Here is a 24,829-nt window from a genome sequence, read left to right as displayed (position 1 = left end):
AAAGAATAGCGATGACAAAACAAAGAAAACAAGTAGATAAAGAATTTAAATTATCTTCTTGGGCAATTCATAATAAAACTACCATTTACGTAATAATGGCTGTGTTATTTTTCTATGGTATTACTGCTTATTTAAGCATGGCTAGAGAGAATTTTCCGGAAGTAAAAGAAACCAAAATTTACATTAGTACCATCTACCCTGGTAATACAGCTGAAGACATAGAGAAACTAATTACAGACCCCCTAGAAGACGAAGTAAAAACAATTAGTAATGTTATAGAAGTTACCTCAACATCTCAAGAAGATTACTCAATGGTTGTTGTAGAGTTTGATGAAAACATCTCTGTAGAACTTGCTAAACAAAAGATTAAAGACGAAATAGCAACAGAAACAGCTAGTGAAGATTGGCCTACTTTTAACGGGGCTAAAATAGAACCCAATGTATTTGATTTAAGCTTATCTGAAGAAGTAGCAATTTTAAATATTAACATTTCTGGTGATTACCCTGTTCATAAACTAAAAGAATTTGGTGAATATTTACAAGACGAAATAGAAGATTTAGCAGAAATTAAGAAAGTAGATATTCGTGGAGCCCAAGAAAAAGAAGTTGAAGTTGCCGTAGATATTTATAAAATGATGGCTGCAAAAGTAAGTTTTAATGATATTACTTCTGCTATTAGCAACGGAAACGTAACCATGTCTGCAGGTAACTTTATTACAAGCGGACAAAGAAGAACGGTTAGAATTATTGGTGAAATTGATAAACCTGCTGCCTTAGAAGATTTTGTAATTAAATCTGAATTTAACAATCCTATTTACCTAAAAGATGTAGCAACCGTTGCCTTTAAAGACAAAGACAAAACAACTTTTGCTAGAGAAAACGGAAAAGAGGTTGTAATGCTAGATGTTAAAAAAAGAGCAGGGAAAAATATGGTTGCAGCTTCAGAACAAATACAAGTAATTGTTGCTGATGCCATTGCTAATTATTTTCCAAAAGACTTAAAAGTAACTATTACAAACGATCAATCTAACAAAACCATTGGTCAGGTAGACGATTTAGTAAACAACATTATTTTTGGAGTTTTCTTAGTTGTTACGGTTTTAATGTTCTTCTTAGGGTTTAAAAATGCCGTTTTTGTTGGTTTTGCAATACCAATGTCTATGTTTATGTCTTTAATGATTTTAAACTTATTAGGTTACACCATGAATACCATGATTCTTTTTGGATTAATTATGGGACTTGGAATGTTGGTAGATAACGGAATTGTTGTCGTAGAAAACGTGTATCGTTTAATGGACGAGGAAGGAATGGGCAGAATTGAAGCTGCAAAAAAAGGAATTAGCGAAATTGCATATCCTATTATTATTTCTACCGCTACAACGGTAGCCGCATTTATTCCTTTAGGTCTTTGGCCCGGAGTTATGGGTGACTTTATGGTGTTATTACCTATAACTTTATCTACCGTTTTAGGTTCTTCTTTATTAGTTGCCATTTTCTTTAACTCTGTATTGGTTTCTCAATTTATGAGTGTAGAAGATGTAGATATGCCTATTAAAAAGATAGCAATTCTTACCGGTGTAATGACCGTTTTAGGAATTATTGTTTTAATTACCGGAGGTGCTTACGCAGCTCTTGGATCTTTAATGATATTTACCGCAATTATGCTTTGGGTGTATCGTTTATTCTTAAGAGACTGGGCAAATAGTTTTCAAAATAAAGTATTACCGGTCTTAGAAAGATGGTATGAAAGTAGTTTAAGATTCTCTTTAACAGGTAAAACACCATACTTTTTAGTTATTGGAACTACCCTTTTATTATTAGCTTCTTTTATTGCCTTCGGATGGTCTTTAGGTACACAAAGAACTAAAGTAGAATTTTTCCCAGACAATAAACCAAATCAAATAATTGTTTATATAGAATACCCAGAAGGAACAGATATTCAAAAAACAAATGACATTACTAAACTAATCGAGAAGAAAGTAGAAACCGTTTTGTATAGTGATGAATATATGGATGGTGACTATAACTTTATGGTAGAAAGTTTGATTTCTCAAGTTGGTGAAGGTGCAGGAAACCCACAAACAGATGGAGGTTCTGCTGCAGAAATGCCACATAAAGGAAAAGTAAAAGCCTCTATGAGAGAATACAAATATAGAAGAGGTTTAGATAGTGAATTAATGCGTCAGAAATTACAAACTGCTTTGGTTGGTATTTATCCGGGAGTTTTAATTTCTGTTGAAAAAGATGCTAACGGACCACCAGCAGGTTCTCCTATTAATATTGAAATTGAAGGTGATGATTATGCTGAATTAATTCATGTTGCTCAAAGAATGCGCGATTTTATCAATACAAAAAGTATTTCTGGTATAGATGAATTAAAGATTGATGTAAACAGAGACAAACCAGGAATGGAAGTTTTAGTTGACAGAAAAAAAGCGGGTGAATTAGGGGTTTCTACGGGTCAAGTAGGACAACAATTAAGAGCTTCCATTTTTGGAAACAAAGCAGGCGTTTACAAAGAAGATGGAGATGATTATGATATTTATGTTCGTTTTAATAAAGAAGATAGGTATAACACAAGCGCACTCTTTAATCAGAATATTATTTTTAGAGACATGGCTTCTGGTAAAGTAAAAGAAATTCCGGTTTCTACGGTGGCAACACAAAAAAACAATTCTGGTTTTAGCGCTATTAAACATAAGGATATTAAAAGAGTGGTAACCGTTTACTCTGCATTAACTCCGGGAGAAACAGATGCTGCTGCTGTTGTTGGTAAAATTCAAAATGAAATGAAAAATTTCAAGAATTTACCTAAAGGAATTAAAATTGATTATACCGGTCAGATTGAAGAACAAAACAAACAAATGCAATTTTTAGTAGGCGCATTTTTTACAGGTTTGGCTTTAATTTTCTTTATTCTAATTTTCCAATTTAACTCGGTTTCTAAACCAGCAATTATAATGATTGCTATTTTCTTAAGCTTTATTGGCGTTTTTGGAGGAATCGTTATTTCTGGAAGTTCTTTTGTAATTATGATGACCATGATGGGTATTATTTCATTGGCCGGAATTGTAGTAAATAATGGTGTGGTACTATTAGATTACGCGCAATTATTAATAGACCGAAAGAAAGGTGAATTAGAAATAGACCATGAAGATTATTTAGACAAAGAAACTTTATATGAAGCTATTGTAAAAGCTGGTGGCGCACGTTTAAGACCCGTTTTATTAACCGCAATTACAACCATTTTAGGTTTAATTCCTTTAGCAATTGGTTTAAACATTAACTTCTTTACTTTATTTTCAGAATACAATCCGCATATTTATTTTGGAGGAGATAACGTTGCTTTCTGGGGACCGTTAGCTTGGACCGTTATTTACGGTCTACTAATAGCAACCTTTTTAACATTAATTATAGTACCTGTTTTATTCTTCTTAATTACGTTATTTAAAATGTGGTTAAAAAGTAAAATAGCTCCTAAAAAAGTAATTTTGTAAAAAGAATTAAATATATTTTAATATTAAAGGGATGAAATTATTTAAATTTCATCCCTTTTTGTATTTTCGAACCAATGATAAAAAAGAAATCTTTTACGGTTGATGAACTAAAACGAAAACTAGAGAATTATTGCGTTTATCAAGATAGATGCCACAAGGAAGTAGAGCAAAAAATGCGCGAATACAACTTGATTCCTGAGGCTAGAGAAATGATTCTTTTAAGTTTAATGAAAGATAATTTTTTAAATGAAGAACGTTTTGCTAAAAGTTATGCAAGAGGAAAATTTAGAATTAAATCTTGGGGAAAACAACGTATTGTAAGAGAATTGAAGTTTAGAGATATTTCTGCTTACAATATTAAAACAGCCCTTAAAGAAATTGATGAGAGTGAATATTTAAAAACTATTTATAGAATTACAGAAAATAGAAATGAAGTAATTACAGAACCGAATATTTACAAAAGAAAACAGAAATTAATTGGGTTTTTAATGCGTAAAGGCTTTGAAAACGAGTTGATTTATAAAGCTGTAAACGAGGTAGTTTCTTAGACACCTATGTTAATCGATTATTTTTCAAAAACACCATAACCATCACTAATTTGTCACTTCGTATTGAGAAATCCCATAATAGTGATACCACAAAACTGAGCCTCAACAATTGTCATCTCGAAGTATTGAGAAATCACATAACAGTGATTACACAAAACCAACAAAACTTTATGTGATTTCTCCCAAAAGGGTCGAAATGACAAAACTGTGTGCGAAAAAACTGAACGCAAAAGAAATCCCAACAATTGTTATTTCGACAAAAGGAGAAATCTCATAACAGTGATAACACAAAACTAAGCCTCAACAATTGTCATTTCGAAGTATTGAGAAATCCCATAACAGTGATAACACAAAACCAACCAAACCTTATGTAATTTCTCCCAAAAAAAGGTCGAAATGACAAAACTGTGTGCGAAAAAACTGAACGCAAAAGAAATCCTAACAATTGTCATTTCCACAAAAGGAGAAATCTCATAACAGTGATAACAAAACACCAACCAAACCTTATGTGATTTGTCTCTACGTTAGAAGAGACAAATTGGGCGGTAAAAACCACTACAAATCTATAACTTAGAAGATGTTACAGACATAGATAAACTCTCATAATAATTTCTTGTAATAACAAAATACTTGCAAAAAAATCTAGCCCTAATTGAAACGGCATCCTTTTTTCTTTTTCTGAAAAAAGATATAGTCTTTCGACACTGCTCAAGATAAATTCCAAGCAGGAAATAGCTTCTAAAGCTATTTATTAAATCTTGTTAAAAAAATAGAATCACTTTTTTTCTTGGCAAAAATAACTGATTGTATATCATCATTCGGAATTTCTACAGACAAAACGTAGTGTCTTATTTTCCATATATTTTGTTTTTTCTCTAAAACTCCAGACCCTCTACAGGTGCCCATCCAAGTAGTTAACAACTCATCGAACCAAACAAAATCTTTAGCATCATTCACATAAACATTTCTTTCTAACGACTTAAAAGACCACGCTTTGCCCTTATCAAAATAAGGTTTACTAAAGTTTGCAAATTGCATTTTACTCCAATTTTCCGTTGCATCTGTTCCAATAAAAACAGAAATGCTATCCATTTTTCCAAAATAACCTTCAAAATCTGCTTCAGAAGCAGCTTTGTGCCAATCATCTAACAAGGTATTCACCTTGGTTTTTATGGATAAAATAGTTTGTGCTGCTTTAATTTCTTTTTTTTCAACACAACTCATAAAAGACACAAAAACTACAAAAACGCTAAAGAAGTTTTTCATCTTTTTTATTTTTCCACTTTTTCTACTTGTTTCTTAATAACACGTAACTTAGGCTTTACCCTAGTCTTTTTTATTGAATCTTCTACGTGCTTTTTTAAGTTAATAGATTTCTTGGATATGCTATCCATTTGTGTAGAATCTATACCAATAAAAGCGAATTCCACATCTATTTCATCTTCAAAACTTTTTTTAGCAAGAATGCTATTAATTTTAGAATTAACAGATGAAAAAGCGGCTATTGTTTTGTCTATTTGTAAATTAACTTCTTCTGACGTAATAGCGGGTATAAAGGTTAAATCTGCCAAACGCAAGGCCTCATTATTTAACACATCTATTCTTGTTTGAAAAGGAGGATTGTTAAAAATTGCTGGTTTTACACTATCCTTTAAACTTATTATTAAATCCCTCAATTCTAAAGCATTACTTAAAGCCTCGTTAGGAGATACTTTTTGAAACTTCTTTATAAAAGAATTTACTGATTTTAATTCTTCCCAATTTTCTACCTCTTTTTTATAAATAGGTTTTACATTTTCTACAGAAATATGCTGTTTAGAAATACTTAATTTAGGTGTTTCTTGGGGTGTTTTAATAGTTTCTTGCTTATTATTACTACAAGAAAATAAAATGACTGATATAAATAAGTAAATAATTTGTTTCACGAGTTTTTATAATAAGTGGTAAAAATACACATTTTAAGAGCATCTGTTATCAATTTAAGAAAATTGTAACACAAGGCCTTATTTATACTAAAAAAATAACTTTGTAAGATATTCTTTTTTTTTCGTCTATTTAAATAAGTAAAAATTAAGACTTTTGTAACAAAGGTTACCAATTGTTTTAAGTAATAAAAATACATTTGTATAAAATATTAGAAGATGAAAAAAATCATTGAAAAAAGTTTAGAGAACGCATTATCATATATAGAGTATAGAGGTTTAGTAAGTAATTTATTAGCAGAAGGAAAAGCTACAGGACCTAATCAATCTGAAGATTTAACAAACTACAGCTTGTTAAACGATAAAAGAATGAAGCGTTTAGATAAAACCATAAAAATATCTGAAGAAACCATTGCAGAAATGCAAGAAATTAATGAACCACAAACTTGGTTGGTTATTGCAGAAGGTTGGTGTGGAGATGCTGCACAAAACCTACCTGTTATAAATAAAATTGCAGAAACAAATGATCTTATTACGCTTAAATTAGCTTTAAGAGATGAGAATGAAGATTTAATGAACCTGTTTTTAACCAATGGCGGTAAATCCATACCAAAATTAATTGCTTTAGATAAAAATAATAACGTAATAAATACTTGGGGACCTAGGCCTAGTGAGGCTACTAAAATGGTTGCAGACTATAAAGCAGAACATGGTGTTATAGATGCACAGTTTAAACAAGACTTACAAGTTTGGTATAACAAAAATAAAGGACAAAGTTTACAAGAAGATTTTATCAAACTTTTTAAAAAGTCCTTAGCATAAGAGTTCTAATTAAAAATCAAAATAAATTTAAAACCGCAAATTAATAAATTGATTTGCGGTTTTTCTTTTCTGTATCTTTGCAGCGAAAATTATATAAAAATGTTTGTAGATTATTCCACAATTACCGAAAACGCAAAAGTTTGGGTATACCCTTCTAGCAGAAAATTCTATCCTAATGAAATTGAAGGAATTGAAAGCAAAGTAAAAGAATTTCTAGAAAACTGGAAATCTGACGACGAAAATTTTAAAGTTTCGTACAAATTTCTTTACAACCGTTTTATTGTACTATTTGCTGATAGTGAAAATTCTAATTTAACAAATGCAGATGTTGATGCTTCTGTTTCTTTTATTTTGGGTTTACAACAAGAATATGAAGTAGAATTGTTAGACAAAATGAATGCTTGTTTTAAACAAGGAGAATTTGTGCAATACAAAGATTTAAAAGACTTTAAAAAACTACTTAAAAACAAAGCTGTAACTGCAAAAAGTATCATTTTTGATAATTTAATTACCACAAAAGTTGACTTTGATAACAATTGGGAAATCCCTATTGAAGAAAGCTGGTATAACAGATATTTATAATATTTTATTTTTCTAAAATCTCGGCAATGTTGGGCTTAAAATAATTAGGCCCTTTTAAAACTTTGCCATCTTCTCTGTAAATAGGTTTACCATCTGCACCTAATTTACTCATATTACTACGTTGAATTTCATTGAAGACTTCTTCTATTTTATCTTGCATTCCATGTTCTATAATTGTTCCACATAAAATATATAACATATCTCCTAGAGCATCTGCAACCTCTACCAAATCATTGTTTTCTGCTGCTTCTATATACTCTTCATTTTCTTCTTTCATTAAATCAAAACGAAGTGTATTTCTATCTTTACCAATATTTGCAATTGGTTCTTGATTCATGTTTAATTTAAAAGCGGTGTGAAATTTAGTTACTGCTGCTATTTTGTTTTTCATTATGTATAAGATTTTTATAATTCTTTTGGTTTAAATTTTGGTTTATGATATTCTGTTTTTAGAAGTTACTCTAAAAACAATGACATTCTTCTTTTAATTTGTAATTTTACAAAATAGAATTTTGTTAATTTTAGTTAGACAATATATAGAATCTTTCTGATAAAATAAAAGCTTCTTGTTTACTATTAACTCACAACTTATAAAGAATACAAATTATGTTTTTAGGTGCTTATTTTACTTCAGGAAGAATCGTTTTTATGATTTTTTTTATCATTGCTTTTACTGCCTTAATGATTTATAGTTACAGAAAAGATATTAAAAATCACAAACGTTATTATAAAGATACCGGAATAAAAGTACTTATGTATGGAGGAATCATTATTGCTGTTTTTATAGCAATCCGCATACTATGGGGACAATAGATTGATTTACAAATATTTGTAATTTATTTTAACTCAAAAAAGCCTTGTTAATCATAAATATTTTATATTTTTGCTGAATTAAAACATATAAAAACGCAGTATTTAAAATATTTATCTGTATTTTTATCAATAGTTAGAATTACATAATCATTTAACCCCCCAACAAATGATACAAAAAAACAAATACAATATTATTGTATTTTTCGGAATATCCTATCAGTTAGCTACTGCAACTCCTGTAGCTATAACGGATAATTACGATATTAAAACATACACTACATTTACTACTAACAATATAGACCTGCTTATTAATCACATAGGCCTAAATAAATTTTTTCAGTCGGTTACTCGTTTTTATTCGAGTTACCCCCGTTTATTATAGACCACAAAAAACAAAAAATATGGCAGTGTTTAAAACAAACCTCTGCCTTTAAATAGTTCATATAAATATTAAAATCATTTAATCCCCCCTACAAATGGTAAACACTAAAAAAAACAAGACTTTTATAATAAATCTAGTATCCTATCTACTAATATTTTTATTATTCCTTTTATTATTCAATAAGTTTGCTGCAGCAAATCCTGAATCAGAAAAGAACAAACATTATACTAAAACCAATACTACTTTAAAGATTGAACCCTTAAATGCATCTGTTAACGATGTAGATTTTGATATAAATTGATTGCCCATAAAAAAAATGACCTGACAACATATAAACTTTTTTATTAAAATCATTTAACGCCCCCTAAGAATGATATCCCCTAAATACAATACCTATAAAATAGTTATATTCTTTCTACTTTTCTATCAATTTACAGCAGCACAAACAGCTCCTATAGCATTAGATGATAGTTATGCTACTAAAACAAATTTAGAACTAAGAATTAACACTCCTGGTTTATTAAGTAATGATACAGACAAAGATGATGATGAACTAGAAGTCATTCGATTTTCTGTGAGCGGTAGTACATATAATGTAGGAAACAGTATTAGTTTACCTGAAGGAACAATTACCATAAATGCTAATGGTAGTTTTGTTTTTATACCTACCATCAATTATAACGACTTTACTATTGTAGTTAACTATACAATTTCTGATGGAACTTTTACAGCATCTGCTAACCTAACTATAAAAATCATTAACTTATATCCGCCAAAGGCACAAAACGACAATTATACAACAGAAACAAATGCAGCATTAAATATTGATGCTCCGGGCATCTTAAATAACGATACTGATAAAGATGAAAACTTTCTAACAATTACAGAATTTAAAATAGATTCCGTTAGTTATAAAGTTGGTGAAAAAGCTAAATTTAATGAAGGATCTATTACCATAAATGCTAATGGTAGTTTTTCTTTTATTCCTACAAAAGATTATAACAAGAGTATTCCTACAATTAATTATACGGTTTCAGACGGAACTTTTACAAGTACAGCTAACCTAACTATAAAAATCATTAACTTATATCCGCCAACCGTACAAAACGACAATTATACAACAGAAACAAATGCAGCATTAAATATTGATGCTCCAGGGATCTTAAATAACGACACAGATAAAGATAAAAACTTTCTAACAATTACAGAATTTAAAATAGATTCCGTTAGTTATAAGGTTGGTGAAAAAGCTAAATTTAATGAAGGGTCTATTACCTTAAATGCAAATGGTAGTTTTTCTTTTACTCCTGCAACAGATTATAACAATAGTATTCCTACAATTAATTATACAGTTTCAGACGGAACTTTTACAAGTACAGCTAACCTAACTATAAAAATCATCAACTTATATCCGCCAGATGCAAAAGATGATTATGATACTGCAAACATAAACACTACTTTAAGTGTTCATAACCCTGGGGTATTAATAAATGATAGTGACCAAGACAATAACGCCTTGTCTATTATTAATTTTATTGTAAACGGCAAAACGTATAACACAGATCAAACAGCTACTTTTACAGAAGGAAGTATCTCTTTTAAACCAGATGGTAGCTATTCTTTTATCCCTGCTAAAAACTACACGGGTAATGTTCCTGTAATTAAATACATCATTTCTGATGGAACTTTTACAGATGCTGCTAATTTATATTTAACAGTAGAACATATCACTAACTTATTAAAAATAAAATCTTTATCTAGTTGCAACCAAGGCTACACAGTAGACGGAGTCTATAAAATTAAATATAACATAACGCTTAAAAACACAAGTACAGCTAGAGATTACCATGCAGAAAACCTTATAACCAACATCAATTTAACAAATGATTTAAATGCTATTTATGGAAATACATGTGTTGAAAAAATAGAAGGAGTTACTGTAAGCACCACTTCCGTTCAAGATTTTGTAAACAACCCATATCCTTTAGATTTTGATAATGACGCTATAAATAATGACTTTTTTACTGCTTCATCAAATGAAATTTTTAATAAAAATGCCATAGATAATTTTACTTTATACCCAAGACAATCTATAAATATTCAGTTTTGTGTAACAGTAAACCCTTTTTGTAATGGCAGACCAAACCCTACTCCATCTGGTTCTGGAATCGATTTTAATCATGTTGTAGATGTTACCTCTACCATAGGAAACGATACTGCGAATGTTTTATTAACAGATTTTCATACTACAGAAGCTATTCTAGCTGGAGGTTTATATGTACCAGAGCCTAAACCTAAAGTAAACCCAGACGGAACTTTTGATTACACCAATAGAGTAATCTTAACAAATGAAGGAACTGCTACCGCAAACAATATTAATTACAATATGGGCTTAGGTGATTTTTTAAACAAGTCTATTGTTTTTAAAGAACTTAAAGTTACTCAAATTTCTGGGCCTAATGTTACCGTTAATAATTCCTATAACGGAGACACAAACACTAAATTATTAATGCCAAATAACACTCTTGCTCCAGGAGAAACTGTTATTTTAGAAATCTTTTATTTAACAGAACCTTTTTCTTCTTCTAGAGTAAATAATTTTTATCAATTAAATCGTTCTCAAACTCAAGGCGGTATAGATGGGTTTGATGAAACAACAACTTCTAGTAATAAAAGTTACTCTTTTGTTAATTGGTCAGATAATTTAGGAAATCATTTAGATAGATATTACCCTTCTAATTCACCTACAGCGCCTGTTTCATCATCATTACAATGCAGTTGTTCTGCTTCTAGTATGGTTTTTCTTTTTAATTCTTTTTCTGGAAATACTAAAACAATTTCAGAAGTAAATAAAGTTCCTAATGGAATTTTAGAACACCAAGAAATTACGTTTCAACTTACCGTTAAAAATACTAGTGAAATTGTACAATTAGAAAACTTAAACCTACAAGACGACTTAAATAAAATTTGTGTTGGTAATATTGTTTCTGTTAGCCTTCCTTTTATAGAAAACTCTACAGCAACCACTAACCCAACATTAAACCCGGCATATAACGGAGTTTCAGATATTAATTTTTTTGATGGTACTTCCGGTATATTAATGCAAGGAGAAACAATTACAGTTCAATTTACAGTTGTATTTTATGAAGACTGTATTAACCCCAACACTTCTAGTTTTACAGCAACAGACCCATTAAATGTAATTATAAGTTCTTCTGCTTTTGTACTTGTAAATGCCTCAACGGATACAGATAATGACGGAATTACAAACTTCGTTGATATTGATGATGATAATGATACCATACTAGATATTGATGAATATAACGGATTAAATCCTTTAGATGATCATGACAAAGATTTAACACCTAATTACAGAGATACAGATTACGGAGTTGATGCCAATAATGATGGTATTGTCGATATTTTTGATTTTGATAATGATGGTGTTCCTAATCACTTTGATTTAGATAGTGATAATGATGGAATTTTAGATATTGTAGAAGCAGGAAATAGGGCAGCAGACAAAGACCAATCTGGTACAACCAATAATTTTGTAGGTAATAACGGACTAGATAACACTTTAGAAAACACCGACACTGCAAGTACATCTATTAAATACACTATTCTAAATACAGATGCAAATGGTTCTCCTAACTTTATAGATATTGATGCAGATGCAGATGGTATTGTAGATAATATTGAAGGACAAACTACCGCTACTTATAAAGCCCCTAACGGCATTGTTAATACTTTTGGTATAGACACAGCATACCCAAATGGAATTACTCCAACAGACACAGATCGTGATGGTGATCCTGATTATATTGATTTAAATTCTGATAACGACATTCGTGATGATGCTATTGAAGCTTGGGATGATGATAATGATGGAGTAGCAGAAACTAACCCACTAAATTTAGATAGTGATAATGATGGCTTAGACGACGCTTATGACAATAACAAAATCCTAGTAAACCCAACAAATAATCAAGATCCTACCGATTTTCCAAACAACGATGACCCCGATACAACCGAAAGAGATTGGAGAGAAATTATAGCAATCGACGTACTTATTGATAACGTTTCTGCTATAGAAGGAAAAGTTTTAGAATTCACAATCTTGCTAGTTAAAAAGACTGATCACTCTAAATTGATTCAAAGTGCATCACCAATTACAATTAGTTTTACAACAGAAGACGGTACTGAAACCGCAAACAAATACAATATAGCAATCGCCCCTTATGATTATGAGCAAGTAACATCAAAAATGTTAAAGATACCTGCTTTTACAGATACAAAAACATTTACCATAACCTCTTTAGATGACAATATTGATGAATTAGAGGAATTATTTACTTTAAACGGAAAAATAATCTCTAACAATACCATTAACACAGAAATAAGTGGTGTTGGTACTATTTTAGATGATGATGATGCTCCATCTATAAGTATGAATGATTCCGAAAATAAGGAAGGTGAAGATTTAGAACACACAATTAAACTAAGTCATCCATCTTCTAGACCTATTTACATAGATATCCATACAACCGACGGAACCGCAATTAGTCCAGAAGATTACCCAAGTTCTTATAAATCTGTATCTATTAACGAAACGACAGATCCTGAGAATGCGAATACAGAAACTACGTTTAACATTTCTACATATGTAGACAACATAAACGAACCAGATGAGTTTATAAATGTTTTAGGAGTTGTAGCTTCTTCACCTATAGGAACCCAAGATTTAACAAAAACCGGAACCATTTTAGATATTAATCAAGAACCCCAAATTATAATAGATGATGTAACAGTTATTGAGGGAGCTACTTTGGTATTTACAATTTCTCTTATAAATCCAGATTCTGATGAACCAATGCAAAACTCTTTACCAATCAATTTTAATTTGCAATCGGTTAATGAAACAGCAAGTGATTTAGAAGATTTTAAAATGTTATTTACCAACGCTACAATCCCTGCATTTTCTACATCTATAACCCAAAAGATACAAACCATAGATGACTCTTTAAATGAAGATACAGAAACCATGCGACTACAAGTAAGCATAACATCTACAGATGTCTCTAATATTTCATCAACCATATTTGGAACTGGAACTATAAAAGATAATGATTATCCAAACCTATTTTCGCCAAATGGCGATGGAAAAAGTGACACTTTTGAAATTGCGGGTATTGAAGAGTATCCTAACTTTAAAATAATCATTATGGATCGTTGGGGAGGTCAAGTATTTAATTATAATAACAACGGAAAGTCAAATCCTCTTTGGTGGGATGGTTGCAATCATGGAAAACCTGTTACAGAGGGTATTTATTATTATTCTTTAAACTACAACGACGGAATTACCAAACCTAAAAAAAGCTTTATTCAATTAATAAGATGATAAAAAACAACCCCCTAAACAATCTAAAAATTGAATATAGGCAGCTTTATATAAATGCCTTCATCTTTCTTTTTTTTACGACCATTAATTACGCACAACTAACACCACATTATACACAATATTTGTATAACATGCAGGTAATAAACCCGGCTTTTGTGGGTTCTAAAGCAGATTTAAGCATCTCTTTTTTATCGCGTAAGCAATGGGTTGGTGTAGAAGGAGCTCCAGAAACTAGAACCTTTTCTATAAATGCAAGGACAGCTGCTGGTTTAGGTTTTGGAGTAACCGTAATAAACGACAAATTGGGTTTAGCAAACAGCAATAATATAAATTTAGATGCTTCATATACGCTTGCCATATCTCGTTACGAAAGATTATCTTTTGGTTTAAAAGGTGGTATTACTTTTTTTAATAACAACTATGCAGGAGGAATAACTCCAGACAATGAAATATATGCATCTAATAACGGTACATATGCAAATATAGGTTTTGGAGGATTGTATTATACTGAAGAGTTTTTTGTAGGATTATCCATTCCAAATATTTTAGATTCCAATCAATTTAAAACCCTTAAAAACCTAGAAAACAATTTTGGAATAAAACATAATAATTTTTTTTTATCAACAGGTTTTATATATGATTTGTCTGAAAACTTTAAACTTAAGCCTTCAACAATTGTAAAATACACACCTAGCTTGCCGATGTCAGTTGATTTAAATGCTAATTTAATTTACAAAGATAAGATTGAAACAGGATTATCTTATCGTTATAAAGAATCCATCAGTGCATTATTTGCTATAATTATAAATAAAAAATATAGGGTGGGGTATTCTTATGATAATAGGTTAGCAAGTTATGGAAACAACTTAAGCTCTCATGAAATTATAATTCGTTTCGATTTAAATTTAAATAGAAATACACGTTGGTTATTTCATAACCGTTGTTATTTTTAATAAGACAGTATTCTACAAAATGATTGATTAAATTCATTTGATTTAACTTATCTACATAAAAAAAATATTTTTTTATTTTTCTTTTTTTTTAAAAATCGGCTCTTTAAAGAGTCGGTTCTATTTCGCTTAAATAGTATGATAAATAAAAGCCAAATAAGCTGCTAATAAAAGAATACCATCTTTCCAATTTAAACGATATCCTTTTGGTATAAAAACCAAAGGAAGCACAATAAAAGAGATTCCTAACATCCAAAAAATATCACTGGTTAGCAATCCTTGGTCTTTTACTGCAACAGGAGTAATTATAGAAGTAATTCCTAAAACAGCTAAAATATTAAACACATTAGATCCAATAAGGTTTCCTAAAGAAATTGCTTTTTCTTTCTTTAAAACAGCTATAATAGACGCCGCTAGCTCAGGTACACTTGTTCCTATAGAAACTACCGTAACACCTATTACACGTTCACTTACACCAAACTCTAAAGCGAGAGAAGTAGCTCCTTTTATTAATAATTCAGATCCACCCCAAAGCCCTATACCTCCTATAACTAAAAACAAAACTATCTTATACAAAGGCAAAGGTTCATCATCTTCTGGTAATTCATCTATTACGGCTGTTTTTTGAAAACGTAAAAGGTATACTAAAAAGATAATTAAAAATGAAAACAAAATAATTCCTTCATTTCGAGTAATTACATGATCACCACTTAAGAAAAAATACAAAAGAAGCGATGCAATCATCATAACAGGCCAATCTGTTTTATAAAAACTCTTTTGCACTTCCATGGTTCCTAATAACAAGGTAATTCCTAAAACCAAACCTAAATTAGCAATATTGGAACCAATAACATTACCCAAAGCTAAATCTGAAGAACCACTTAAAGCAGCATTAATACTTACAATTAGTTCTGGTGCAGAAGTAGCAAAGGAAACCACTGTCATACCAATAACTATTTTTGGAATATCTAATTTTAAAGATAAAGCAACAGCAGATTTTAACAACCAATGCCCTCCCAAAATCAACAATACCAAACCTCCAATTATTAATAAAAAATTCATGAATTATAATTTTTAGCGAAGATACATTTTTATCACTCTTAGAAGAAAATAAAAAATGAAAAGCCAAAATTTCTAAATTTTTAAAAGGCACTTTCCTTTACGTTTTAAAAATTCAAATAAACACGCCTTTACAACCTAACACTTAATTACCTAAAACAACCTTACAACTTACAATTACAAATATGATTAAAGCAAATATGGTTACATATTAAAACTAATTTACATTAAATGATTACTAATAACAAATCAATTTAATTAATAACTACTACTCTATTTGGTAACGAGGCTGCAAACATTATATATTGATAAAACAATTTCGAAATTGACACAAATTAGTAACTTTTAAAACCCAAACTATTATGATTCTAATTTTAATTAAATGTATAACAACGCTCTGTGATATTATATTTCAACTTTTATTATAACAAAAAAATAACAAAACTATATATGCAGAGAAAAAAAAGTAACTTACCTTTAAACAACTCAATCTTTAAACATTGAGTTGTTTATTTTAGTAAATTTGATAGCTAATTTACGACCAATGAAAAAACAAGTTTTTAAAATACTTGCAAAGATTAATAAATTGATCTTACCTTCCTTTACTAAAAAAGGATTGGATATCTCTAAAGCATCTAAAATTCAACTAGCTATTATTGGATGGAGAGCTTTTACAACTAAAAATTCATTAACCTAAAAAACAATATTATGTCTGAAGATTATACCAAAGTATTTACAGATAATTCTATCATAGTACACAGATTGCATACCTTATTAATTAATGCAGATATTAAATCTAGAACATCCGATCGAGTAGAATCTGGAAGATTAGCTGGTTTTGGTGTTCCCACAAATTCTGTTGAATTATTTGTCTTAAAAACAGATCTAGAAAAGGCCCAACCAATTATAGATGCTTATAAAATGAAAATAAATTCATAAAAAACAACAATTATCTTTCCGTATTCAAAAAAGCACACTATATTTGCACCCGCTTAACGGCCATGTGGCGCAACTGAATAGCGCACTTGATTACGGCTCAAGAGGTTGCTGGTTTGAATCCAGCCATGGTCACCAATAAAACCAGTACTTTCCAACGATTTGGAAATTACTGGTTTTTTCATTTGCATACTATTTGCCTACAAAACAAGAATTTAAACACCACAATGATTTAACAATGTAGTTTTACCAGCTCCTAAAAATCCACTTAAAACAGTTACTGGTAATTTTTTTATTCCTTTTATCATTATTATTTTATATTTTGAATGGGTTATTTATCTAAATTATCGTAATTAATTATGAGCTTTAAGGCTGTATGCAATCACTTTTTCTAAAACAGCGGGTTCACTACCAGCACCAATAGTTAGTAATTTAGTTCCTGTAATTGGTACGCCTTTAAAAGGTCTTACAAATACTTTTCCGTCTGGAGTTCTTTCAAAATAAGTATAATTTGCTTCTTTAGCTATTTGCACACAACCTTTAACCCTAAGTATACTTTTAGGTAATTGTTTACAAATAAAATCTATACAATCTTTAGATGGTAAAACAGGTAAATCTATAGAACAGGAAGACCAATGTGCTTTTTGATGCGCTAATTTATCGACCACATTTTTAGAAGGTAAAAGAATGGGTAACAACTCAACGTCTAGCGCATCCATGGTAATGATTTTAGCAAAAGGGTTGTGCTTTTTTAAATCTTTAACCACCAATGCTGTTCTATTTTCTGAAGCTCCATTAAGATGAGTCAGCACAATTAAAGAGGAAACTTGTATTTGATTCGCTTCTAATTCATTATGTTCTCCTCGTTTTTGCCAATTTTGTACATCTACCACAGAGATTTGTATCGGTGGTAAAAATCGATCATTTACACCTACTCCTAAAAACTCCATAAGCGAACAAGCATCTGATGTTCCGTTGGCTTCAATTAAGGTAATTCCGTTTTTTCTAACAGGAATTCCGTTTACATAATTTCTAAGTTCATGTATACCACTGCAACAGATACAACTTCCGGTAAGCGCTTTTAGATATTTGTTATCTACTTTTTCTAGAAACTGCTGCACATCCATATTGGCATTTTCATAATCATTTAAAATGACAAAAGGATTCCATTTTTTTTCTGTAAAACGATCTATTAAATAATTTAACAAGGTAGTTTTCCCTGATCCTAAAAAACCGACAATGGTAATAATTGCTTCCATATTGTAAAAAATGCTTGTGCTAATTTATGCTTTTAGTAGATTTAATGTATTCATTTTATCAATAAAACCTTACAACATTCATTCGAAAAATGCCCTAAATTATATTTTCTCTTGAGCGATGATCTTTAAGAATTCATTACGAGTTTCAGCTTCTTCAAAACAACCTCCATACTCTAAAGTGGTTGTAAAACTACTTTGATCTTTAATCCCTCTAGAAGAAACGCAAAGGTGCTTTGCAGTAACAGAAACAATTACATCTTTGGTTTCTAAAATAGTTTGTAAGTCGTTTAAAATTTGAAGCACAAGCCTTTCTTGCACTTGCGGACGACGGGCATAATAATCTACCAATCGATTTATTTTAGACAAACCTATTACTTTGTCTTTAGGAATATACGCCACATTTGCATACCCTATTATTGGCAAAAAGTGATGTTCGCAAGCAGAATCTATGGTAATATTTTGTTCTACCAGCATTTTTTTATACCCATATTTGTTTTCAAAAGTGGATAACCTAGGTTTATTTATAGGGTTTAATCCATAAAACAACTCCTTTACATACATTTTTGCAACGCGATACGGAGTGCCAGACAAACTATCATCAGTTAAATCTAACCCCATTTCTTCCATGATCTTTTTAAAATGATACTGAATGTTTTCTATTTTCTCATCGTCACTTTTATCAAAAGCATCTGCACGTAAAGGCGTTTTTATACTCGTTGAAAAATGATTATCTCCTACGATTTCTATTTGTTTTTTATTTTTCATGACTACAACATTTATCGGTTTTACATTGGCAATATTTTCTATTATATGTATGTAAAATAATCAGGGCAATTGCCGGTATATAAATTGCGCTTTCTGGTATAGAAAGCAATGCTATTTTTTCATTAATAATCACTACAAAAAGCAGCAACCAACTAAACCACAAAGAAGGTTTCATCCAATTATTTGCGGTGGTTTCTGTGGAACGATAAATAGCTAAAAATGAAATGACTAAGAAAAAATAGTCTATAAATTTCCACCAACTAGGTGCAGTTGTTGTGCTACAACAAGCAAGAACACTACTTTGTGCAATAAATATAAAAGGTGTTGCAACACAATGAATCAAACAAAGTGAACTAGCTATAGCACCTATATGATCTGCTTTTTGATTTGTAAATGTCATATTTAATAATAATTTTATATCCTTACGTTTATCTAAGTTCCAACACTATTCCTCAATCTTTATATCTACAGAAGTTCTAGACTGCCAACCAGTTTTATCCGTTACAGAATATGCACAATGATAATCTCCAGTATCTATATCATTTGGAATTGTAATAGCAATATTAATTTCATAACTAGTTACCTCTTCGTCTATAGAATAGTTTTCTATAAATATGAATGGATTTATAGCTTGTTTTATATCTTCTAAATTACATTCAGCTACTTGGTCATCATGTGTATGATGGTCAAAATTATGGTGAATATCGATGCTATAAGCAGCCAATGCCTTATTATCTGTAACTTTAGCTCTAAAACTATAGGTTTCTCCTCTTTTTAATACGGCACAACCTTGCGGAAATCCTTCGTTATAATTAATGCTTATGGTTGGTTTTTCTTCATCTTTATCAATACTATTATCACTAGAACAAGAAGAAATTAGTATTATAAATGATAAAATATAAAAATGTTTTAATCTAAATTTCATGGTAATTCGATTTAAAACCGTACAGTATAAATACTATGCGGTAAATTTTTATTTAATTAAGCAGTAATATCTATATGAGTTTCATACTCTTTGGTATTTCCATCTTCATCTTTTACTGTAAAAATGATATGATACTCGCCAACAGGAGCAGTTGCAGGAACATCTATATGCTCATGAAATTCAATAGAAGTTTGCTCATGGTATTTCCCTAAAAATTCTTGTTCAAAATCCCATTCTACCTCTCCAGCCCCAACAGTTAGTCCGTGTGCTTGAGCATCCACAGAAATACTATGAATACCATTTACAGCATCAATCTTAAATTCTGCATGAAAATCATCGCCTCTGGCGACAGTAGTATCAATAGAAATTTCACTTAAAGTAATAACATCTAAAATTTGAATATGTCCTTCTACTTCTGTGCTGTTTCCTTGTTCATCAGTAACTGTAAGCTCTACATGATATTCTCCTGCCGGCGCATTAGCAGGAACATCTATATGCTCATGAAAAGTAGGATTGATTGCTAAATATTTAGCATCAGTAAATACTTGTTCAAAACCCCACGCTACTTCTCCGTCTCCAGGAGTTAAATCGTGCGCGTGAATAGAAAGCGTAATACTGCTTACAATGGCTTCTGCGTTAATTTCGCCTTCTAAATGAATGTCTGATCCTTTGTAAGCTACTTGATCTGTGGTATGATCACTACCTTTTCCGTACTCAAAATTTGAAATAATTGGGGCATTTAATTCGAGGTTTTCATCACTACTACATGATTGTAAAGTAATTCCGACAAAAGCAATAATTGCTAAAAATTTTAAATTTGATTTCATACTGTTTGTTTTCATTTGTTTTAATTTTACTTGTTGATTATTGATTATTGATTAATTTTAATTGATTATTATTTATTGAACATTGTTAATTGATAACCGATAATTGATTAATGATTTTTCGATAAATTTTAAAAAGGTATGGTTAGGGATAACGATAGATTCCTACCAGCTTCTGGCACATCTATCAATCGGTAAAAACTGGTGTGATTGTAATATTTGGTATTAAATACGTTATTCAGTTTTACACGCATTTCTATGGGAGTCTCCTTTTTAAACACATTTATTTCTGATGAAAAAGACATATTTAAGACTTGATAACCTGCCGTTTTTTCTTCCGGAGGAACAATTTCTTCTTGAGATGCAGTTATTCTATAATCTGCCACTAATTGCGGCTTTTTAAAAAATAACAGTTCTTTAAATTGATAATTGGCAGATAATAACCCCGATAATGGCGGTGAAAAAGGCAAAGTAAATCCTTCTTTTGGTCCGCTTGTTTGTCTAGAATACACATACTCTACAGAAGCATCTACTTGCAAGTTTTTATTAAGGGTGGCATTTGCTCTAAACTCTCCTCCTATTCTAAAAACCTTGGCTTGGGTGTATTCATAAATTTGTAAGGTTTCGTAATAATTAGAAGTCGGATTTAAATAAATATAATTGTCAAAAAAGTTTACAAACGGACTCACACCTACACTAAACCATTTTGTAGTATGATCTATATCCAAATCTAATTGATATGATATTTCTGGGTCTAAATCTAAGTTTCCTCTTTCATAACGATACATGTGATAGTTCACTCCATCAGAAGCCAACTCATTTGCCAAAGGCATTCTAAAACTTCTACCTACATTTACTTTATACGTTGTGTTATTGTTGATATAACTCAAACCCAAAGAAGCGCTTAAATTTCCAAAATTCAACACTTTATCTTTCGCCCTTTGTAAAAAAACAGAAGATGTAGATCCATCGTTATTTTTGACGGTTGATGGAAACCAATCTTTATACGTTTTGGTATCTAACAATCCGTAATCATAACGCACACCTGCTAAAACGTGTAAATTATTATTAATTTCAAATTGATCGTATCCAAATACACCCGCTGTAAAACGATTGTATTCTGGAATTAAAAATCCCCAACCATCAATATTATTATCTTGATATTCCATATTTAATCCAACAACCATATTGTGTTGATTGTTAGGTTTAAATACATCTCTTACATTAAATGAGTAAGTGTTTTTATGAAATACACGTTCTTTTGTATCCGACGGTTTTGGCATATAACCATGCGGAACAGGTTCTGAATGTTCTTCTCTATGATTATTTTGATAACCAAAATCGAAATGCAACGTAGAATTATCTTTCTTTAAAGTCGTATTATTGGTAATTTTAAAGTGATTTACTTTATGAAAAGGTAAATCGATATCTCTACTAGAAGCATCATAATCAATACTAGAAGTTCTTACTTCTAAACCATGCGCATTTGCAAAAAATCCGTTTTTTGCATTTACATTACTAAATACAGTTTCCGATGTAATTTTATCATCAATAAAACCAACACTTACACTTGCATTTGCCTCGTTACCAGCAGTGTTTCTTAAATTATTGTCATGTAAATCAAAAATGTAATTTTCATAATTAATTTTATCCGTAGGCACTTTGTAATCTCCATAATCTCTATAGGTTAATCGTGCGCGATAAAACCAATGCTCTTTTCTAGATTCAACTCCCGTAGAAATTCCTACTAAATCATTATTGGTTTCTCCTAAAATATTGACTTCCCCTTTAAAAGTATTTTCTAACGGAATTTTATTGGGTTGAATATCTACAACACCTGCAATTGCATCAGAACCATACAACAACGAGGCCGGACCTTTTATAATTTGTATATTTTCTATTCCTTGCTGATCAATTTCTAAACCATGATCGTTTCCCCATTGTTGCGCTTCGTGCTTTATGCCGTTTTGCACTACAGCAACTCTGTTAAATCCTAAACCTCTAATAACGGGTTTCGATTGTCCGGAGCCAATATTAATAGTGCTAACTCCAGGTATTTTACTCAAAGTCTGCATCAAACTATTTTCTCTATTATTATTGAGAAACTCTTTAGAAACCGTCTGAGAAACAAACGAAATTTCTTTATTTTTTCTTCCTTTAGACTTGCCCAACACTTTAATTTCTTCTAGCAGTGTAGAAGATTCTTTTAAATAAACAGGAATTGAAATTTTCGCAGATTTAACTTGTACCGTGACAGTTTCGGCATCAAAACCAACATGAGATATTTTAAAAGTATACGTTCCTTGGTCTACATTATTGATGCTGAACTCACCTGTTTCTGATGAAATTGAAAATAGATTTTCGCCAATAATATTAGCACCTTCTATAGGTTGTAAAGTCTTGGAATTTAACACAGATCCTTTTATTTGATAAGAATCTTGCGCAAACGCAATAGAGCACAGGCTAAAAGATAGCCAGATACTCAATATATTTTTAAACATAATAGTATACTATAAGATTTGAAAAAATGCTCTTAAAATAGAACCATCACAAAATCTATACACCGCTATATTTTAAGGATAAAATCTAGGAACTTTATCAACCTTAAAATAAATAGTTTACTAAAATTACAGCTAAGAAAAATAATGCTAGTTATACCCTTTCTTTGATAATGATTATATAACATCATCCAAAAAAAATTATAAAAAGCGCGTTAACTCTTTTAAAATAGTTAGTAATAAAATGTATAGAAAACTTATACCATAAAGGGAGGAGGTCGAGAAAAAAGTTCTCTAGGAATTGCATTATTAAAAATAACACTTCTGTAGTTTATTACTATTTCTTGCTGAATAAAAAAATCAATATTTTTAATTTCAAGATCACTAAAACCTGGCGCAAGTGTTGGCGTTAAATTATGTACAATCGCATGATCACATATAAGACAATACGCTGCATGTTCTTTATCATCTGTATGAGACAACACATGAAGCCCTGCCATTTTCATCGATAGAAAAAGTACAAGAAACAGGTATGTAATATTATTTTTATGGCGACTTAGCTTCATTAATCTATTAAAAAATCTAAAAAACGAGATAACTATTTTATTAAAATTAACTTAATGCTTATAGCATTTCTTACTCTTCAATAATTTCCAATTGGTATAATGAGCAAAAGCAATTAAAGAAGCTCCGATAACTGTATTTATAACCTCAAAAAGCTCCGATAAATTAAGTCTCCCTAAAACTACAAATAGAAACCCAAAAATAGCATAGACCAAAGGTTTTACATTTTGATGTGTCTTTATATAACTTGGCCACAAAGAAATTAAAATAAAAAAAAGTCCGAAACTAATAAACGTACCTTCAATATATTTATTCCCTAAAAAATGCAGACTACTTAAAGATGAAAATGAAAGAATTAATGGTATTGCTGCACAATGCACTGCACAAATTAAGGAGCTTGAAAGCGCAATAATATCTATGGTATTGTTTTTAATTTTCATTTAATTCTATTTTATAGTACTTGCAGTCATTAATAAAACATTACAAGATTACCTGTTAAAGCAACAAAGTCGCATTACAAGTTTGCAAACATATTATATTTTTTATAATATTGCAATAGAATCGCATTAATTATTGCAAATAGATCGCATCAAGATGAAAAGAAGAAGTACTCCTACAAAAGAAGCTGTTTTAAATGTATTAACAAAAACAGGAAAAGCAATGAGTCAGGATGCAATTGAAAAGAAAATAAATATTGACATCAACAGGGCTACCATTTACCGCGTATTGAATCGTTTTTGCGATGATGGAATTTTACATAAAGTGGTTGCAGAAGACGGTAAACAGTATTTTGCATTATGTTTAGATTGCGATAAAGAACATAAAACAGTGCACCACTTTCATTTTAGATGTTTAAAATGTGATACCATAGAATGTTTGCCAGGTGAAGTTAATTTTTCAGTTCCGGAGAATTATTTGGTTGAAAACGTAAATTGCGTTTTAACCGGAACTTGTAAAGATTGTTCTTAGTTTTATGATCACTTAACATTTCTAAATTATACTATTTTTTTTAATCTACAACTATACAGTATTTTGATTACTAAAATTAAAAAATAACAACTTTACGCTCAATTTTAATTAAA

At 30.4% G+C, this 24,829-nt stretch carries 23 protein-coding genes, 1 tRNA gene and 1 pseudogene; 12 read left to right on the top strand and 13 right to left on the bottom strand.

What is annotated here, in order from left to right:
* Positions 1–11 precede the first annotated feature (11 nt).
* Both JOP69_RS15985 and JOP69_RS15980 read left to right on the top strand, forming a co-directional pair.
* Positions 12–3,497 carry an efflux RND transporter permease subunit gene (locus JOP69_RS15985; RefSeq protein WP_203391902.1) on the top strand — a complete coding sequence of 1,162 codons (3,486 nt, stop codon included), beginning with the start codon at positions 12–14 and terminating at the stop codon, positions 3,495–3,497.
* Positions 3,498–3,571: 74 nt separating this feature from the next.
* Complete coding sequence (locus JOP69_RS15980) at positions 3,572–4,045, top strand: regulatory protein RecX (protein WP_249988429.1); 474 nt, start codon at positions 3,572–3,574, stop codon at positions 4,043–4,045.
* A gap of 744 nt (positions 4,046–4,789) precedes the next feature.
* On the opposite strand, the gene JOP69_RS15975 is transcribed toward JOP69_RS15980, so the two are convergent.
* Both JOP69_RS15975 and JOP69_RS15970 read right to left on the bottom strand, forming a co-directional pair.
* On the bottom strand, positions 4,790–5,311 hold the full coding sequence (locus JOP69_RS15975) for a nuclear transport factor 2 family protein (RefSeq protein ID WP_203391901.1): 522 nt from the start codon (positions 5,309–5,311) through the stop codon (positions 4,790–4,792).
* 5 nt (positions 5,312–5,316) lie between these two features.
* The gene (locus JOP69_RS15970) at positions 5,317–5,970 is read right to left on the bottom strand and encodes a hypothetical protein (RefSeq protein WP_203391900.1); all 654 of its coding nucleotides are present in this window, start codon (positions 5,968–5,970) and stop codon (positions 5,317–5,319) included.
* A gap of 216 nt (positions 5,971–6,186) precedes the next feature.
* Between JOP69_RS15970 and JOP69_RS15965 the strand changes: the two genes are divergently transcribed.
* Positions 6,187–6,789, top strand: coding sequence for a thioredoxin family protein (locus JOP69_RS15965; protein WP_203391899.1), 603 nt, complete (start codon positions 6,187–6,189; stop codon positions 6,787–6,789).
* A gap of 99 nt (positions 6,790–6,888) precedes the next feature.
* Entirely contained in the window at positions 6,889–7,371 is a 483-nt protein-coding gene (locus JOP69_RS15960) for an ABC transporter ATPase (RefSeq protein ID WP_203391898.1), read from the top strand.
* A gap of 4 nt (positions 7,372–7,375) precedes the next feature.
* On the opposite strand, the gene JOP69_RS15955 is transcribed toward JOP69_RS15960, so the two are convergent.
* Positions 7,376–7,762 carry a nucleoside triphosphate pyrophosphohydrolase family protein gene (locus JOP69_RS15955; protein ID WP_203391897.1) on the bottom strand — a complete coding sequence of 129 codons (387 nt, stop codon included), beginning with the start codon at positions 7,760–7,762 and terminating at the stop codon, positions 7,376–7,378.
* 215 nt (positions 7,763–7,977) lie between these two features.
* Between JOP69_RS15955 and JOP69_RS15950 the strand changes: the two genes are divergently transcribed.
* The 4 genes from JOP69_RS15950 to JOP69_RS15935 all read left to right on the top strand — a co-directional run bounded on the left by JOP69_RS15950 (position 7,978) and on the right by JOP69_RS15935 (position 14,920).
* Positions 7,978–8,184 carry a hypothetical protein gene (locus JOP69_RS15950; RefSeq protein ID WP_203391896.1) on the top strand — a complete coding sequence of 69 codons (207 nt, stop codon included), beginning with the start codon at positions 7,978–7,980 and terminating at the stop codon, positions 8,182–8,184.
* Positions 8,185–8,660: 476 nt separating this feature from the next.
* Entirely contained in the window at positions 8,661–8,867 is a 207-nt protein-coding gene (locus tag JOP69_RS15945; RefSeq protein WP_203391895.1) for a hypothetical protein, read from the top strand.
* A gap of 69 nt (positions 8,868–8,936) precedes the next feature.
* Complete coding sequence (locus JOP69_RS15940; protein ID WP_203391894.1) at positions 8,937–13,967, top strand: cadherin-like domain-containing protein; 5,031 nt, start codon at positions 8,937–8,939, stop codon at positions 13,965–13,967.
* Positions 13,964–14,920, top strand: a complete 957-nt coding sequence (locus JOP69_RS15935) for a type IX secretion system membrane protein PorP/SprF (RefSeq protein ID WP_203391893.1) — start codon at positions 13,964–13,966, stop codon at positions 14,918–14,920. The genes JOP69_RS15940 and JOP69_RS15935 overlap by 4 nt, the downstream gene beginning before the upstream one ends.
* Positions 14,921–15,046: 126 nt before the next feature.
* Here JOP69_RS15935 and JOP69_RS15930 read toward each other — a convergent pair whose 3' ends face one another.
* Positions 15,047–15,979, bottom strand: coding sequence for a calcium/sodium antiporter (locus tag JOP69_RS15930; protein ID WP_203391892.1), 933 nt, complete (start codon positions 15,977–15,979; stop codon positions 15,047–15,049).
* A 541-nt stretch (positions 15,980–16,520) separates the two neighbouring features.
* Here JOP69_RS15930 and JOP69_RS15925 point away from each other — a divergent pair.
* From JOP69_RS15925 to JOP69_RS15915, 3 genes are all read left to right on the top strand, one after another.
* Entirely contained in the window at positions 16,521–16,673 is a 153-nt protein-coding gene (locus JOP69_RS15925; RefSeq protein ID WP_203391891.1) for an SsrA-binding protein, read from the top strand.
* Between the two features lie 11 nt (positions 16,674–16,684).
* On the top strand, positions 16,685–16,915 hold the full coding sequence (locus tag JOP69_RS15920) for a DUF2007 domain-containing protein (protein WP_203391890.1): 231 nt from the start codon (positions 16,685–16,687) through the stop codon (positions 16,913–16,915).
* Positions 16,916–16,973: 58 nt separating this feature from the next.
* Positions 16,974–17,050: transfer RNA gene (locus JOP69_RS15915), tRNA-Arg, on the top strand.
* An 89-nt stretch (positions 17,051–17,139) separates the two neighbouring features.
* Here JOP69_RS15915 and JOP69_RS15910 read toward each other — a convergent pair.
* The 9 genes and pseudogenes from JOP69_RS15910 to JOP69_RS15870 form a co-directional block, all read right to left on the bottom strand.
* Positions 17,140–17,208 (bottom strand): annotated as a pseudogene (locus tag JOP69_RS15910) (GTP-binding protein); the annotation flags it as partial.
* Between the two features lie 57 nt (positions 17,209–17,265).
* Positions 17,266–18,171, bottom strand: a complete 906-nt coding sequence (locus JOP69_RS15905; RefSeq protein WP_203391889.1) for a GTP-binding protein — start codon at positions 18,169–18,171, stop codon at positions 17,266–17,268.
* A 99-nt stretch (positions 18,172–18,270) separates the two neighbouring features.
* Positions 18,271–18,936: a GTP cyclohydrolase I FolE gene (gene folE / locus JOP69_RS15900; protein WP_203391888.1), complete on the bottom strand. Its 666-nt coding sequence runs from the start codon at positions 18,934–18,936 to the stop codon at positions 18,271–18,273.
* The gene (locus tag JOP69_RS15895; RefSeq protein ID WP_203391887.1) at positions 18,926–19,336 is read right to left on the bottom strand and encodes a MerC domain-containing protein; all 411 of its coding nucleotides are present in this window, start codon (positions 19,334–19,336) and stop codon (positions 18,926–18,928) included. Before JOP69_RS15895 ends, folE begins: the two co-directional genes overlap by 11 nt.
* Positions 19,337–19,381: 45 nt before the next feature.
* On the bottom strand, positions 19,382–19,861 hold the full coding sequence (locus JOP69_RS15890) for a DUF4625 domain-containing protein (RefSeq protein WP_203391886.1): 480 nt from the start codon (positions 19,859–19,861) through the stop codon (positions 19,382–19,384).
* Between the two features lie 56 nt (positions 19,862–19,917).
* Positions 19,918–20,688, bottom strand: a complete 771-nt coding sequence (locus tag JOP69_RS15885) for a DUF4625 domain-containing protein (RefSeq protein ID WP_203391885.1) — start codon at positions 20,686–20,688, stop codon at positions 19,918–19,920.
* Positions 20,689–20,816: 128 nt separating this feature from the next.
* Entirely contained in the window at positions 20,817–23,186 is a 2,370-nt protein-coding gene (locus JOP69_RS15880; RefSeq protein ID WP_203391884.1) for a TonB-dependent receptor, read from the bottom strand.
* A 254-nt stretch (positions 23,187–23,440) separates the two neighbouring features.
* Positions 23,441–23,683: a hypothetical protein gene (locus JOP69_RS15875; RefSeq protein ID WP_203391883.1), complete on the bottom strand. Its 243-nt coding sequence runs from the start codon at positions 23,681–23,683 to the stop codon at positions 23,441–23,443.
* Positions 23,684–23,800: 117 nt separating this feature from the next.
* A complete protein-coding gene (locus JOP69_RS15870; RefSeq protein ID WP_203391882.1) occupies positions 23,801–24,187 on the bottom strand; it encodes a MerC domain-containing protein in 387 nt (128 codons plus the stop codon).
* 154 nt (positions 24,188–24,341) lie between these two features.
* Here JOP69_RS15870 and JOP69_RS15865 point away from each other — a divergent pair, with 154 nt between their 5' ends.
* The gene (locus JOP69_RS15865) at positions 24,342–24,716 is read left to right on the top strand and encodes a Fur family transcriptional regulator (protein ID WP_203391881.1); all 375 of its coding nucleotides are present in this window, start codon (positions 24,342–24,344) and stop codon (positions 24,714–24,716) included.
* Positions 24,717–24,829: the final 113 nt, after the last annotated feature.

Origin of the sequence: Polaribacter sp. Q13, from assembly GCF_016858305.2 — a bacterium.
Lineage (GTDB): Bacteria > Bacteroidota > Bacteroidia > Flavobacteriales > Flavobacteriaceae > Polaribacter.
The sequence above is the reverse complement of the archived record's forward strand: the minus strand, read 5'-3'. Positions and strand labels throughout refer to the sequence as shown.

Coding starts and splice junctions, on each gene's coding strand:
- JOP69_RS15940 (WP_203391894.1), top strand. CDS start 8,937: ATGATATCCCCTAAATACAATACCTATAAAATAGTTATATTCTTTCTA.
- JOP69_RS15920 (WP_203391890.1), top strand. CDS start 16,685: ATGTCTGAAGATTATACCAAAGTATTTACAGATAATTCTATCATAGTA.
- JOP69_RS15945 (WP_203391895.1), top strand. CDS start 8,661: ATGGTAAACACTAAAAAAAACAAGACTTTTATAATAAATCTAGTATCC.
- JOP69_RS15905 (WP_203391889.1), bottom strand. CDS start 18,171: ATGGAAGCAATTATTACCATTGTCGGTTTTTTAGGATCAGGGAAAACT.
- JOP69_RS15935 (WP_203391893.1), top strand. CDS start 13,964: ATGATAAAAAACAACCCCCTAAACAATCTAAAAATTGAATATAGGCAG.
- JOP69_RS15955 (WP_203391897.1), bottom strand. CDS start 7,762: ATGAAAAACAAAATAGCAGCAGTAACTAAATTTCACACCGCTTTTAAA.
- JOP69_RS15890 (WP_203391886.1), bottom strand. CDS start 19,861: ATGAAATTTAGATTAAAACATTTTTATATTTTATCATTTATAATACTA.
- JOP69_RS15980 (WP_249988429.1), top strand. CDS start 3,572: ATGATAAAAAAGAAATCTTTTACGGTTGATGAACTAAAACGAAAACTA.
- JOP69_RS15870 (WP_203391882.1), bottom strand. CDS start 24,187: ATGAAAATTAAAAACAATACCATAGATATTATTGCGCTTTCAAGCTCC.
- JOP69_RS15925 (WP_203391891.1), top strand. CDS start 16,521: ATGAAAAAACAAGTTTTTAAAATACTTGCAAAGATTAATAAATTGATC.
- JOP69_RS15960 (WP_203391898.1), top strand. CDS start 6,889: ATGTTTGTAGATTATTCCACAATTACCGAAAACGCAAAAGTTTGGGTA.
- JOP69_RS15930 (WP_203391892.1), bottom strand. CDS start 15,979: ATGAATTTTTTATTAATAATTGGAGGTTTGGTATTGTTGATTTTGGGA.
- JOP69_RS15985 (WP_203391902.1), top strand. CDS start 12: ATGACAAAACAAAGAAAACAAGTAGATAAAGAATTTAAATTATCTTCT.
- JOP69_RS15895 (WP_203391887.1), bottom strand. CDS start 19,336: ATGACATTTACAAATCAAAAAGCAGATCATATAGGTGCTATAGCTAGT.
- folE (WP_203391888.1), bottom strand. CDS start 18,936: ATGAAAAATAAAAAACAAATAGAAATCGTAGGAGATAATCATTTTTCA.
- JOP69_RS15880 (WP_203391884.1), bottom strand. CDS start 23,186: ATGTTTAAAAATATATTGAGTATCTGGCTATCTTTTAGCCTGTGCTCT.
- JOP69_RS15965 (WP_203391899.1), top strand. CDS start 6,187: ATGAAAAAAATCATTGAAAAAAGTTTAGAGAACGCATTATCATATATA.
- JOP69_RS15950 (WP_203391896.1), top strand. CDS start 7,978: ATGTTTTTAGGTGCTTATTTTACTTCAGGAAGAATCGTTTTTATGATT.
- JOP69_RS15875 (WP_203391883.1), bottom strand. CDS start 23,683: ATGGCAGGGCTTCATGTGTTGTCTCATACAGATGATAAAGAACATGCA.
- JOP69_RS15865 (WP_203391881.1), top strand. CDS start 24,342: ATGAAAAGAAGAAGTACTCCTACAAAAGAAGCTGTTTTAAATGTATTA.
- JOP69_RS15885 (WP_203391885.1), bottom strand. CDS start 20,688: ATGAAATCAAATTTAAAATTTTTAGCAATTATTGCTTTTGTCGGAATT.
- JOP69_RS15975 (WP_203391901.1), bottom strand. CDS start 5,311: ATGAAAAACTTCTTTAGCGTTTTTGTAGTTTTTGTGTCTTTTATGAGT.